Source organism: Streptomyces sp. NPDC039480 (assembly GCF_055597165.1).
Genome location: NZ_JBVITX010000001.1, coordinates 635,469 through 648,133, shown reverse-complemented (window position 1 = coordinate 648,133; position 12,665 = coordinate 635,469). Strand labels below are relative to the sequence as shown.

The following is a 12,665-nucleotide window of genomic DNA, read 5'->3' as shown; positions in this document are numbered from 1 at the left end:
GGGTCAGCTCACCAGTCCGGTCATGACGGCCACGGGTACGGAGACGAAGCCCACGGTCAGCACCGCGGCGAGGATATTGGCCAGGGGCTTGAGGACGCGGTCGCGGGTCGCGGTGCCCACGCCCAGGGTCTGTGCGGCGCTCCACAGTCCGTGCCGCACGTGGAGGCCGACGGCGACCACGGCGACGATGTAGATGACGTTGCCGTACCAGGTGGAGAAGGTGTCGATGATGTTCTGGTACGGGTGCAGGTGCTCGTACTCCCCCGGGTGCACGGTGCCGGTCGTCAGGTCGAGGATGTGCCAGACGATGAACAGGGCGAGGATGATGCCGCCCCAGCGCATGGTGCGGGTCGCGAAGCTCGCCTCGCGCCGCTTGTGCACGTACTTGGTGGGGCGCGCCCTGATGTCGCGGCGGCTCAGCTGGTAGGCGGCGGTGGCGTGCGCGACGACGGCGGCGACGAGCACCACGCGGAGCAGCCAGAGCGTCCACTCGTAGTGCATGAAGGGCTCGCCGACCGTGCGGAGCCAGTGCGCGTAGTGGTTGATCTCCGCCGGGCCGAAGAAGATCTTCAGGTTCCCGATCATGTGCAGGAACAGGTAGAGCAGCATGATCAGGCCGCTCACCGCCATCACCGTCTTCTTGCCGATGGTGGAGTCCCACAGCGTGCGGGTCATGGACGGTCGTTTGTCCGTCCGCGTTGCCAGAGCCATGTCAGAGACGCTACGGCCGAAAGTCCCCATCGGTCCAAGAGATGGTTCGGCTCATCTCCATAGCCTTTCCCTATCGACCCCTCTATGCTGCGGGTATGCAATTCCAGCAGCTGCACTACTTCGTCGCGGTCGCTGAGACCCGGCACTTCACGCGGGCCGCGGAGGCGGTGCACGTGTCCCAGCCGTCGCTGTCGCAGCAGATCCGGGCGCTGGAGAAGGAGCTGGGCGCGGAGCTCTTCAGCCGGGCCCGCGGGAACATCACCCTCACCGACGCGGGCGAGGCGCTGCTTCCGCTGGCCCGCCGGATCCTCGCCGACGCGGACACCGCCCGGATCGAGGTGCAGGAGCTCGTGCAGCTGCGCCGCGGCCGCATCCGCCTCGGCGCCACCCCGAGTGTGTGCACGGGTCTGCTGCCCGACGTGCTCCGCGCCTTCCACGACCGCCATCCGGGCATTCAGCTGCTCATCGAGGAGGGCGGCTCCCACGATCTCGTACGGGAACTGGCGCGCGGCGCCCTGGACCTGGCGCTGGTCGTGCTGCCGCTGCCGTCGCCGTCACCCGCCCTGACGACCGTGGAGCTGCTTCGCGAGGATCTGGTCGTGGTGTCCTCGCCGGACTGGCGGGGCCTCGGCGGAGCGGTCCGGATCGCGGATCTCCAGGGCGAGCGCCTCGTGATGTTCCGGCACGGCTACGACCTGCGGGAGCTCACCGTCACTGCCTGCCGCGCCGCGGGGTTCGAGCCCGAGTTCGCGGTGGAGGGCGGCGAGATGGACGCGGTGCTCGGCTTCGTGCGGGCCGGGCTCGGGGTGGCGGTCGTCCCGCGCATGGTCGCGGAGCGCTCCGGACCCGACCTGCGGATGACGCCCCTGGCCAGCCCGAGCCTGCACCGCACGATCGCGCTCGCCCACCGCAGTGACGTGGCCCCGCCGCGGGCGGCGCGCGAACTCCAGCGGATGCTGCTGGCCCGCTGAGGCTCCCGGCAGGCCGAGGCGGCCCTAACGTGCCTCTTTCCGGGGCGGCAGTGTGCCCGTCGAAGGGTCACGGCCCGTCAGGCAGTACGTGCCGCCCGCCGGGTCCCGCATCACGAGCCAGTGCGCGCCGCGCGACACGAAGGCCGCTCCGTGGCTCTCGTGCCACGCACGCACCACGTCCGGGTCCGAACACGCCAGGTCGAGGTGGGCCCCGGTGCTCCCGTCCGGGCCGAGACGCTGCAACAGGAGCCGGACCGGGAGGTCCGGAGGCGGCTGCACGACGTGGAATTCGGAGCGGCTGCCCGCCACGGACTTCCACCCCGTGAGCGCCACCCAGAAAGCGACTTCCCTCTCGTACGCCTCCGGGGTCACGTCCAGGCACACCTGGTCCAGGCGGCTGGTGGCACCGCCGGGCGCCGCGACCGGTGCAGGGCGGGCCTTCTCCCCCGCCCAGGGCACGACGCAGAACAGCTGCCCGCCCGGCGAGCGCAGAACCTCTAGGCCCTCCTCCGCGTGCACCGAGGCGGCGCCGAGGCCGCGGGCCTCCCGCGCCGTCGCGGCGATGTCGTCCACCGCGAGGTCGAGGTGCGCGCCGGCGGACCCGGCCACGGCCTGCGCCTTCACACACGCGTCGGCGGGTGCGTGCGGCAGCAGCGTCGCGAACTCGGCGCCGGTGCCCCGGAGTTCGGACAGCCGTGTGCCGGTGACCGCGGTCCAGAAGGAGCAGGCCCCGGGGAAACGGTCACGCGGTCGGTCGATGAAGGCGTACGTCCAGCGGATCACGGGTCAGCCCGTCGCGTCGGCGAGAGCCAGCTCATGCAGCCGGTCGGGCGGGCCCGGACGGGCGTAGTACCAGCCCTGCGCGGTGTCGCAGCCGAGCTCCCGCAGCTGGTCCGCCTGCGCGCCCGTCTCGACGCCCTCGACGGTGACCGCGAGGTCGAGGCTGTGCGCGAGCGCGACGATCCCCTCGACGATCTTCAGATCGACGGGGTCGGCGGGGAAGTGCTGCATGCCCTGGGTGAACGAGCGGTCGAGCTTGAGCACGCTCACCGGCAGGCGGCGCAGGTTGGCGAGGTTGGAGTAGCCCGTGCCGAAGTCGTCGAGCGCGATGTCCACGCCCATCTCGGCGAGCCTGCGCAGCGGCTTGAGCAGGTCGTCGTCGGCCCCTATCAGAGCGGACTCGGTGACCTCCAGGCAGAGCGCGCCCGGCTCCAGGCCCTCGCGCTCCAGGATGTCGACCGTGTCGGAGACCAGGCCGGGGTGGGTCAGCTGCATGGGTGAGAGGTTGACGTTGACGCGCAGGGGCCCGGCGGCGGCCGCCCCGTCGAGGGTGCGTGCCTCCCACAGGCGGGCCTGGCGCACGGACTCCGCGAGGACCCAGCGGCCGAGCGGCACGATCAGGCCGGTGTGCTCGGCGAGCGGAATGAAGCGGTCCGGGCCGATGACGCCGTGCTGCGGATGCAGCCAGCGCACCAGCGCCTCGGCGCCGCGCACGCTGCCGTCGGCGAGGTGCACGAGCGGCTGGTACTCGATGAAGAACTCGCCGCGCTCCAGGGCGGCGGGCAGCGCGGTGGTCAGCCCGTGGCGGGTGATGGCGCGCGCGTCGGCCTCGGGGTCGGCGAGTTCGTAGCGGTTGCCGCCCGCGGACTTGGCGCGGTACATCGTGATGTCGGCGCTGCGCAGGACCTCCGCGGCGCCCCGCTCGCCCGCGGGGCCCTCCACGATGCCGATGCTGCCGCGCACGGTCAGCTCGCGGCCGTCGACGCGGATGGGGGCGGCGAGCGCGTTCATGATGCGGCCCGCGAGCTCGTCCACCTCGGTCTCGGTGTCGGGTCCCGTGGTGAGCGCCACGAACTCGTCGCCGCCGAGCCGGGCCACCATCTCGCCGGGGGCGGTCGCGCAGGACTGCAGCCGGTCGGCGACCTCGACGAGCAGCCGGTCGCCCGCCGCGTGCCCGAGGCTGTCGTTGACGGTCTTGAAGCCGTCGAGGTCGAGGTAGCAGAGCCCGAAGCGGGCGTCCGCGCCCGCCGCGAGCGCCTTCTCCAGACGCTCGAAGAACAGGGTGCGGTTGGGCAGGCCGGTGAGGGCGTCGTGCGTCGCCTCGTACCGCAGGCGGAGGTTGAGCAGACGGCGCTCGGTGGTGTCCTCCATCAGCGCCAGCTGGTACTGCGGGACTCCGTCCGCGTCACGCAGCAGCGACACGGTCAGATTGGTCCACAGGACCGTGCCGTCGGGGCGGTAGAAGGCCTTCTCCACGCGGTAGTGCTCGCGCTCGCCGCGCACGAGCTCCTCGTACAGCTTCCAGACGTGCGGGGAGTCGTCGGGGTGGGTCCACTCCCCTACGTTGCGCCCCCGGAGCTGGTGCTCCAGGCCGCCGAACATGCGGATCAGCGCGTCGTTGACCTCGAGGATCCGGCCTTCGAGGTCCGCGATCCCGATGCCGATCGCGGCGCCGTGGAAGACGGCGCGGAAGCGGGCCTCGCTGGCGTGCAGGGCCTCGGCGACGGCGCTGCGCGCGCTCAGGGCGGCGCGGGAGATCGCCTCCTGCTCGGCGAGGGTGCGCTCCCGCAGCGCCTGCGCGAAGCCCGCGGCCATGGCGTGCTGGATGCGCGCGGAGCGGGCCCGCAGCGCTTCCTGGGGCCCTTCGCCGCCGCAGTAGAGGACCAGATAGGCGTCGACGCAGTCGAGGGTGCGGCTGAGGGCCTCGGGGTCGGTGCAGTGCGTGCCGATGAGCGCGGCACCGACGGCCTGGCTCTCCGCGGCGTCGAAGACGCGCTCCTGGAGCGCGTCGTTCAACCGCCTGGCGAGCGGCACCAGTTGCTGCTCGAACTCGGGACGGGTCAGCGAGGTGGCTGTCACGGGGAAGATGGCACGGCTCCAGATGGTGGCGAACCTGCGGAGTCTTCCCTCGGGTCCGTCCTGCTCGCCGCTCAACGCTTCCGTCCCACGCCCGCGAATCCCGAGAAGGAGTACGGGTCCTCCTCCTCGGGCGCGGTGTCGGGCCGCCAGTGCGGCATCGGCACCAGGCCGGGTTCCACCATGTCGTATCCCTCGAAGAACCGCGCGATCTCGTCGCGCGAGCGCATGATCAGTGGATTGCGGATGTTCTTGTATACACCGACCGTCCGGCCGGCCTGCTCGGGGGGAACGGGGATCCCTTCGTACGAGGCGTGACTGAGGATGACGAGGCTGCCGGGCGCCATCGCGTCCCGCAGCTCGGCGATCGCCGCGTAAGGATCGTACGCGTCCTCGACGAAGTGCAGGACGGCGACGAGGAGGAGAGCCACCGGGCGGTCCAGGTCGAGGACCGAGGCGACCTCCGAACTGCCCAGAATGTCCCGGGGCTTGCGCAGGTCGGCGGCGAGGGCCGCGGTGCCCTCGGTGCCGTCGAGCACGCTGCGGCTGTGCGCGACGGCGACCGGGTCGTGGTCCACGTACACGACGCGCGCCTCGGGGCTGGCCTGCCGCGCCACCTCGTGGACGTTGCCGAACGTCGGGATGCCGGAGCCGATGTCGAGGAACTGGGTGACGCCCCCGGCGACCGCGTGGCGCACCGCGCGCCGCATGAAGGCGCGGTTGGCCTGCATGATCTTCGGGAGCCCCGGCATGTGCTCCATGGCCTCGCGGGCCGCCTCGCGGTCCACCTCGAAGTTGTGCGAACCGCCCAGGTAGTAGTCGTAGATGCGGGACACGCTGGGCATCGAGATGTCGATGCCCGGCGGTGCCCAGGCGGGACGCTCCATCAAGACTCCAAGACGTAGGGGGCGGCACGGGCGATCCGGTGTTCGAGGGTGAGGCTACTGATCGTCCGCCAAGGGAGCGAGTCAAACCGGAAATTGGTCGTCCGTTCTCGGTCACTGCCTTTGGCAAGTGCCGTATCCCACACGTAGGACCGGCCCGCCCCCTCCCTGTGATATGGGAGGGGACGGGCCGGTCTGTCCGAATGCCGTGCGGGCCGGCTAGGGAGCGCCCACCGTCTTCCCCGTGGGGCTCGCGGCGAACCAAGTGCCGCCCACGCCCTGGCCGTTGGTGTCGCCGGGCTTCTTGTCACCGGCGAAGGTGTACAGCGGCCAGCAGTCGATCGTCTGCTGCTTCTTGCCGTCGGGCCGGTCGAAGACGGTAAAGCCTTTCTTGAGGATCCCTCGAGTGGTGTTCTTGTCCACGGGCTCCACGACGGGCCACTTGTCGAGGCAGGCGCCGGTGCAGGCCGACTTCATCGGCCAGGCGGAGTCCTTCGTGAAGCGGTAGACGGTCATGCCGTTCTTGTCGACGACGATCTCGCCGAGCTTCGGGTCCTTGCGGGTGGACAGGCCCGCGGGGTCGACGGGAGCGGTGTCGGCCGCAGGTGCGGCCTTATTGCCGTCGGGGGCCGCAGCGAACCAAGTGCCGCCCACGCCCTGCCCCTTGGCGTCGCCGGGCTCGGCGTCCTTCGCGTACCGGTACATCGGCCAGCCGTCGATGGTGAGCTGCTTGCTGCCGTCGGCGGCGGTGACCTCGCCGAGCAGGGACGCGTCGACTCCCGGCGGGGCCTTGGAGCCGTCGGCAGCGACGACGGGCCAGGCCTTCAGGCAGGCCGCGTCACAGTTGGACTTGGGCGGCTGGGCGGTGTCCTTGTCGAAGCGGTAGAGGGTGAAGCCCGCGCTGTCGGTGACGACCTTGCCGAGCTTCTTGCTGTCCCACACGGCGAGTTGGCCCGCGGACTTCGCCTTGGCGCCCGCGCCCTTGTCCGCGGCGCCGGAGTCCTCGCCGTAACCGTCGCCCGCGCCGTATCCGTCGCTCTTCGCGGGCGCTTCGTTGCCCACGTTCTGCCCGTTCGGAGACTGGTCGCCCTTCTCCTGACCGCACGCCGTCGTCAGCGCCAGCAGGGCCGCGGCTGTCGCTACGAGCGAGGCGTTCCGCCTGGCCCGGGGGGAACCCCCACTTGGATGCAGCATCCTTGACTCCCAGTGTCAGAACAGGTGTTGTGGCGCCCGGTTGCGTCACACATGGCCCTAGGTACGGGCCGGGACGGCCGTCGCGTTCAACCCCGCCGCAAGATTCTTTGCGCGCCGGGCGGGAGCGGCAGGGCCGGGGCGCCCCGGTCGAACCCCTGTCGGGGGCGGGTCCTTCCTTCGGGTCATTCCTGGGGCTCGTGGGCGTGCCGAGGGCGTAGGCGGCTCATGCTCCCCGTCGTGCACGGAACTCCACGAGCCTTGTCGCCTCTGGTCGCCCGCGCGTTGGCGCTCGTCGCGCTGGCGCTGCTCCTCGCCGCGTCGACGGCCGTCGGCTCCGCCTCCGCCGACAACTGCGGGTACGCGTCGATCAATCAGAACGGCGGCGACAACGTGGCCGTCTCGGGCAACGGCGCCGACTGCTGGGCCGGACCCACCCACCACCCGAAGCCCCCACCACCGCCACCGCCTCCCCCGCCACCGCCCCCACCACTACCGAAGCCGCCCGCCCCTGAGCCACCCCCGCCGCCGGCTCCGGCACCACCGCCCGAGCCGTCCGTACGGCCCGCGGCACCGCCGCCCCCGCCGCCCTCGCCCGCGGCCCCGGCACCCGCCCCGAAGCCCGAACCCACGCCCAAGCCCAAGCCGCCCTCCGCCCGCCCCCCGAAGCCCCCCGCACCGGTGAACTATCCGGAGTACAAGGCCCCGCCCCGCAAGCAGCCGCCCCGTCACGGCCCGTCCCTCGTCTCGCTCACCCTGCTCATCACGGCGCCCGCAGTGCTCGCCGTCGCCGCGCTCCGCCCGCGCTGACCGCCGGAGGTTTCCATGTCGGAATGGCTTGTTCTCACCCTCGCGATGGTGGCCGCTTGCGGTGTTGTGCTCATCGTGACTCTCCTGCGCCACCGCAGGACCGGCGCGGACTACGACGCGTCCGAGACCCCGGACGTCATCGAGTACATGACGATGATGATCGGTGTCGTGTACGCCATCGTCCTCGGTCTGGCCATCGCGGGAGTCTGGGAGGCGCGCGGCGCCGCCCAGGAACACGTACGGCTCGAGGCCCAGGCGCTGCACGAGGTGTCGGAGCGGGCGCGGATCTATCCCGAGGAGATCCGGGACCGTATCCGCGACGATGTCCACACCTATGTCAGCCATGTCGTCACCACCGAGTGGGACACCATGAGGTCCAAGAACGAACTCACCGACCGCGGCGCGGAGCTCCTGGCCCGCATCCGGCACGACGTGACGGACTACGAACCGAAGTCGGACTTCGAGGCGCAGGCCTATCAGCCGCTGGTCGACTCCGTGGCGGCCGCGGACGACGCGCGCAGCGCCCGCGCGGACAGCGTCGGGGCGACCATGCCCGCGGTGGTGTGGTTCGGTCTGATCACCGGCGGCCTCGTCACCATCGGCATGCTCTTCGCCCTGCAGATCCGCCGCACACCACGCGAACTGGTCCTCGCCGGACTCTTCTCCGCCCTCTTCGCCTTCCTGCTCTTCCTCATCTGGGACTTCGACGCGCCCTACAGCCGGGGCGTCGCCGCGACGGCGGAACCGTTCCGGGCGCTGTTCCCGGATCTCGGGGGCTGACCGGCTGCCGTCCCTCGGCGTGGGGAGCCTGGCCGGCTCCCGTCAGCTCCCCGCGCCCCGGCGGCCGAACCGCAGCTTCCACGGGGTGATCGCCGACTCCGCCTGCACCCGGAGGCTGAGCTTCGACTCGCCGCTGGCACGCTCCTCGAAGGTGATCGGCACCTCGACGATCCGCAGCCCGCGACGGATCGCGCGGTAGTTCGTCTCGACCTGGAAGGAGTAGCCGTTGCTCCGCACCGACGGCAGGTCGATCGCTGCCAGCGCGGTGGCCCGCCACGCCTTGAAGCCCGCCGTGGCGTCCTTGACGCCGAGCCGCAGGACGGCGTTGACGTAGAAGTTCGCCCAGGCGGACAGCGCCTTGCGGTGCCAGGCCCACTCCGTGGCGAGCGCGCCGCCCGCCACGTACCGCGAGCCCAGCACGACGGCCAGGTCGTCGCCGCCCGCGAGCAGCGTGCGCACCATGAGCGGGAGCGCCTGTGCCGGGTGCGAGAGGTCGGCGTCCATCTGGACGACCACGTCGGCGCCGTCGGCGAGGGCGCGGGTCATGCCGGCGACGTACGCACGGCCGAGGCCGTCCTTCTCGGTGCGGTGCAGGACGGTGACCGTCCCCGCCGACTCCGCCGCGATCCCGTCCGCGACGTCGCCGGTGCCGTCGGGCGAATTGTCGTCGACCACGAGAACGTGCAGGTTCGCCAGCTCCAGCTCCTTGAGCAGGCCGACGAGGAGGGGCAGATTCTCCCGTTCGTCGTACGTGGGGACGACCACCACGACCTTCGGGGAGGCCGCGTCAGCGGCTCGGGACGCCTGTTCCACGATCATTCCCCCGTGCGATTCTCCGTGCGGTCGGCACCACACTACGACAGGGATCTTGAAAGTACGCCAACGGCCGGGCCTGGGCGGCCTGTTGGCGCGTTGGCCGTGAACCGCGCTGCGCCGCGCCTCCGCAGGGCGCACTCTGGTGTCATGGCCTGGCAGTCACCGATCGTCGTCCATCCGCCCGCCGCCGACGGCGGGCGGCACGTCACCGTGCGCGGACGGGAGGCCGGCGTCGCACGCAGCGACCACGAGCTGACGGAGCTGCTGCGACAGGCGGGGCTCGGCGAGGCCGACATGGCGCTCGACGACCCGCACCTCGTCGAGTGGCGGGGCGGCCCGCACGTGTGGACGAAGACATGAAGCCGCCACGCCGTCCCCGTCCCCCGACCGGCCCACACGATTGCCCCGTTCGCGCGACACGGATCGCGCGGACCTGGGCCACTCTCTAGCGTTTCGGGCATCGAGGTGCATTTCCGGCAACAGCGGAAGAAGGTCCGCAGCTGCTCCTCGTGGACCCGGAGGATTGATCATGCGCGCGATACGCGTCGCTTCGGCCGCCCTGCTCACCGCTTCCGCCCTCGCCCTCACCGCCCCGACCGCGTCCGCGTCCGCACCCATGGGTGAGGAGAACGTGACCGCGTTCGGCTTCAGCATCACCCCCAAGACGGTCGCCGCCGGCGGGCAGGTGACCCTCAACGTCGACGGCTGCGACGGCGAGACCAAGGTCACCTCCGGCGTCTTCGACGACACGACGATCCCCAAGGGGCAGAAGTCCGCCACCGCCCACGTGTTCTGGGACGCGAAGCCCGGCGCGATGTACGAGGTGACGTTCACCTGCAACGGCAGCAACCCCGGCAGCGACAAGACCGACCTCACCATCGCCACCGGCCGCCCCGACGGCAACACCCGCCCTGACGGCAACACGCACCACAACCCGCACAAGGGCGTCAAGGCCGGCGTCGGCGGCAGCCTGGGCGGACTCGACCTGCACGAGATCGCCCTCGGCGGCGCCCTGATCCTGGGCACCCTGGGTGCCGCGTACTACAAGACGCGCCGCCGCACCGGCGAGGGCAACTCCTGAGCCGCGCACCGCGGCGCTTCGCCCCCGGGCGTCTCCAGGTCCCGGGGGCGAAGGGCGGTCACCTGCCGTGCGAGCAGGGTGTACGTCAGATCTTGTTCTCGGCGCGGCGGCGCATCCAGAAGACGCCGCCACCGACGAGGGCCGCCGTGACCAGGGCGCCGCCGATGGCCATGTCGGTGCCGGTGGCCCCGGAGTTCGTGCTGCCGCCGAAGCCGCCGCGCACACCGCCGTGGATGACGGTGAACGCCGCGGGACGGGTCAGGGTCTTGCCCCCGCAGTGAGCGGTGATGTCGTACGCGCCGGGGTGGGCGTGCGAGTGGACGATCGCGGTGGCGCTCGCCGTGGTGCCGCCCCCGATGCTGTGCAGCTTCGTGTCGGGGAAGGCGTGCGACGTGATCTTGCTGCCGGGCGACTGGCAGGAGGATCCGTCGACGGTGACCGTCAGGTGGCCGCCTCTCGGGATCACGCTGGGCATCGCCACGATGTTGGTCGGGTCGGCCCACGCGGACGCGGTCGGGGCGGCGAGCCCGACGGCCCCGACGGCCACGGCGGCGACCGCGAGGGCACGAGTGGTCCGCATACGAGAAGTACGCATGGCAATCCTCCGCGGAAGGCGCCCCGGGGATACCGTCCCCGGTCGATCGGCGAGAGCGCCTCCCAGACTGACCCTCAGATGCCGAGGTCAGGCCCGCATTTCGGCGCTCGGCCGTCCCGGTGAGACGACACGCCGGGGCACGTCCGCGCAACCCGACATCACCGCAGGTCACGGACCGTCAGAAATTTCCTGCCGGGGGCGACTCGGATGGCGCACCCCGGCCCCGGAGCCACCCGTTCGCTCCCGCCCTTTCGCACGCCGCGCGCCCCGCGCTTAGCGTTTTGGATACGCGCTACGGACGCGGCGCTTCTGCCGCGTCGAGAGGGGATAGAGAATGCCTTCGCCCCAGCCGGCCGACGAGTTCGAATTCCAGGATCTCCAGGGTCTCCAGGAGGACGAAAAGCAGCGGAAGCGCGCCCCGTGGGGTGTGATGGCGCTTGTCCTGCTGACCGGTCTCGCGCTGATCCGCAATGGTTCCGGGGAATTCGACGTGGGTCCGCCGCAGCCCGCGTCCGCGGCTGCCGCGGACCGCGCGCCCGAGGCGGGCGACGGCGCTCCGGCGCCCCTGACGTTCTCGCCCGCGGAGCGCATCCGCATCAAGGGCATCCAGGTGGACGCGCCGATCATGCAGGTGGGGCTGGACTCCGAGGGCTGGGTGGACGCGCCGCCGCCGGGGGACCCGAATCTCGCCGGCTGGTTCACGGGCGCCGTGTCGCCGGGCGAGACGGGCACCGCCGTGGTGGTCGGCCATGTGGACAATCAGCAGGGGCCTGCCGTCTTCTACGGCCTCGGTTCGCTGAAGAAGGGGCAGCGCGTCGAGGTCGAGCGCAGGGACAAGAAGACGGCCACTTTCGAGATCTACGGCGTCGAAGTGTTCGACAAGGACAATTTCCCGGGCGAGCGGGTCTACGGAAACAGCGGAACTCCGGAATTGCGCGTCATCACCTGCGGCGGCGGTTTCTCGCAGCAGGCGGGCTACGACGGAAATGTCGTGGTGTTCGCCCGCCTGGTCGCCGGGAGCTGACGCGAGGCGGGGCGGGGCGGGGCGGGGCCGGGCCGATGTGCCGGTCCGCAGGTCAGGTCAGGTGAGGGTGCGGCAGCGTGATGCGGTACCCGGAGTCCAGGAGTTCCGGAAGGTAGCTGCGCAGCGCCTCGACGCTGCCCGAGCGGTCGCCCCCCGCGTCGTGCGAGAGCACCACGACGCCCGGCCCGGCGCCCGCGCGGACGCGCCGCACGATGGTCCTCGCGCCGGGTTCGGTCCAGTCGAGGGTGTCGACCGTCCAGGCGAGCGGCTCCATGCCGAGTTGGGCGCCCAGCTGGAAGGCGTTGCGGTTCCACGCGCCGTAGGGGGCCCGGAACCACTCCGGGGGCGTGCCGGTCACGTCCTCGATGACGTCGCAGGTGCGCTCGATCTCCTCGCGCATCGTGGCCCTGCCGAGGCGAGGCAGCAGCGGGTGGCTCCAGGTGTGGTTGCCGATCACATGCCCGTCGTCGACCATCTCGCGCAGCAGGTCCGGGCTCTCGGCGGCCATCTCGCCGCACACGAAGAACATCGCGCGGACGTCGTGCCGGCGCAGGGTCCGCAGGATGCCGGGGGTGTAGCGCGGGTCGGGCCCGTCGTCGAACGTGAGCACCATCGACCGGTCGCGGCCCGGCATGCGCAGGATCGGCGCCTTGCGCACGTGGGGCAGGGCCCTCGTGTGGCGCTGCGGTCCGCTTCCCGTGAGGGGCCGCAGGCGGTACGCGGAGGGCTTGAGGGCGCGTGCGGCCTGCGGGCCCTTGGCCGGCGCCCGGCCGGTGGCGGTGGGTCCGGGCGTGGCCGGTCCTTCCGCGCCCGCGCAGCCCGCGGTCGTGGCGATCCCGAGGACCGCGGCGGCGCGGAGCAGCGCCCGACGCCCTGGCGACAGCTGATCGTCTTTCATGACTAATCCGTCGCACGGGCGACAGTCCACCCGGGACATCAACACCCG

The 12,665-nt window shown here is 71.7% G+C and carries 14 protein-coding genes; 6 read left to right on the top strand and 8 right to left on the bottom strand.

Annotated elements, in window-relative coordinates:
- Positions 1 to 3: 3 nt before the first annotated feature.
- The gene (locus ACZ56E_RS02560) at positions 4 to 711 is read right to left on the bottom strand and encodes a succinate dehydrogenase (RefSeq protein ID WP_471210114.1); all 708 of its coding nucleotides are present in this window, start codon (positions 709 to 711) and stop codon (positions 4 to 6) included.
- A gap of 95 nt (positions 712 to 806) precedes the next feature.
- Between ACZ56E_RS02560 and ACZ56E_RS02555 the strand changes: the two genes are divergently transcribed.
- Positions 807 to 1,682 (top strand): LysR family transcriptional regulator, encoded by an 876-nt coding sequence (locus ACZ56E_RS02555; protein ID WP_471210111.1) that lies wholly within the window; start codon positions 807 to 809, stop codon positions 1,680 to 1,682.
- 24 nt (positions 1,683 to 1,706) lie between these two features.
- On the opposite strand, the gene ACZ56E_RS02550 is transcribed toward ACZ56E_RS02555, so the two are convergent.
- From ACZ56E_RS02550 to ACZ56E_RS02535, 4 genes are all read right to left on the bottom strand, one after another.
- Positions 1,707 to 2,465 carry a VOC family protein gene (locus tag ACZ56E_RS02550; RefSeq protein WP_471210108.1) on the bottom strand — a complete coding sequence of 253 codons (759 nt, stop codon included), beginning with the start codon at positions 2,463 to 2,465 and terminating at the stop codon, positions 1,707 to 1,709.
- Between the two features lie 3 nt (positions 2,466 to 2,468).
- A complete protein-coding gene (locus ACZ56E_RS02545; RefSeq protein WP_471210105.1) occupies positions 2,469 to 4,616 on the bottom strand; it encodes a putative bifunctional diguanylate cyclase/phosphodiesterase in 2,148 nt (715 codons plus the stop codon).
- On the bottom strand, positions 4,613 to 5,425 hold the full coding sequence (locus ACZ56E_RS02540; protein WP_468607627.1) for an SAM-dependent methyltransferase: 813 nt from the start codon (positions 5,423 to 5,425) through the stop codon (positions 4,613 to 4,615). The genes ACZ56E_RS02545 and ACZ56E_RS02540 overlap by 4 nt, the downstream gene beginning before the upstream one ends.
- Positions 5,426 to 5,641: 216 nt before the next feature.
- On the bottom strand, positions 5,642 to 6,616 hold the full coding sequence (locus tag ACZ56E_RS02535) for an SCO0930 family lipoprotein (RefSeq protein ID WP_471210102.1): 975 nt from the start codon (positions 6,614 to 6,616) through the stop codon (positions 5,642 to 5,644).
- A 258-nt stretch (positions 6,617 to 6,874) separates the two neighbouring features.
- Between ACZ56E_RS02535 and ACZ56E_RS02530 the strand changes: the two genes are divergently transcribed.
- Both ACZ56E_RS02530 and ACZ56E_RS02525 read left to right on the top strand, forming a co-directional pair.
- Entirely contained in the window at positions 6,875 to 7,423 is a 549-nt protein-coding gene (locus tag ACZ56E_RS02530) for a hypothetical protein (protein WP_471210100.1), read from the top strand.
- A 15-nt stretch (positions 7,424 to 7,438) separates the two neighbouring features.
- Positions 7,439 to 8,203, top strand: a complete 765-nt coding sequence (locus tag ACZ56E_RS02525; protein WP_468607621.1) for a bestrophin-like domain — start codon at positions 7,439 to 7,441, stop codon at positions 8,201 to 8,203.
- A gap of 42 nt (positions 8,204 to 8,245) precedes the next feature.
- Here ACZ56E_RS02525 and ACZ56E_RS02520 read toward each other — a convergent pair whose 3' ends face one another.
- On the bottom strand, positions 8,246 to 9,022 hold the full coding sequence (locus ACZ56E_RS02520) for a polyprenol monophosphomannose synthase (protein WP_471210096.1): 777 nt from the start codon (positions 9,020 to 9,022) through the stop codon (positions 8,246 to 8,248).
- Between the two features lie 144 nt (positions 9,023 to 9,166).
- On the opposite strand from ACZ56E_RS02520, the gene ACZ56E_RS02515 reads away from it, so the two are divergent.
- Positions 9,167 to 9,379, top strand: a complete 213-nt coding sequence (locus tag ACZ56E_RS02515) for a hypothetical protein (RefSeq protein ID WP_471210093.1) — start codon at positions 9,167 to 9,169, stop codon at positions 9,377 to 9,379.
- A 169-nt stretch (positions 9,380 to 9,548) separates the two neighbouring features.
- The gene (locus ACZ56E_RS02510) at positions 9,549 to 10,100 is read left to right on the top strand and encodes a hypothetical protein (RefSeq protein WP_468607615.1); all 552 of its coding nucleotides are present in this window, start codon (positions 9,549 to 9,551) and stop codon (positions 10,098 to 10,100) included.
- Positions 10,101 to 10,185: 85 nt separating this feature from the next.
- Here the strand turns inward: ACZ56E_RS02510 and ACZ56E_RS02505 are convergent, their stop codons facing one another.
- Positions 10,186 to 10,680, bottom strand: a complete 495-nt coding sequence (locus ACZ56E_RS02505; protein WP_471211502.1) for a hypothetical protein — start codon at positions 10,678 to 10,680, stop codon at positions 10,186 to 10,188.
- 445 nt (positions 10,681 to 11,125) lie between these two features.
- Here ACZ56E_RS02505 and ACZ56E_RS02500 point away from each other — a divergent pair, with 445 nt between their 5' ends.
- Positions 11,126 to 11,719: a class F sortase gene (locus ACZ56E_RS02500; RefSeq protein WP_468607719.1), complete on the top strand. Its 594-nt coding sequence runs from the start codon at positions 11,126 to 11,128 to the stop codon at positions 11,717 to 11,719.
- A 52-nt stretch (positions 11,720 to 11,771) separates the two neighbouring features.
- Here ACZ56E_RS02500 and ACZ56E_RS02495 read toward each other — a convergent pair whose 3' ends face one another.
- Positions 11,772 to 12,617 (bottom strand): polysaccharide deacetylase family protein, encoded by an 846-nt coding sequence (locus ACZ56E_RS02495; RefSeq protein WP_471210090.1) that lies wholly within the window; start codon positions 12,615 to 12,617, stop codon positions 11,772 to 11,774.
- Positions 12,618 to 12,665: the final 48 nt, after the last annotated feature.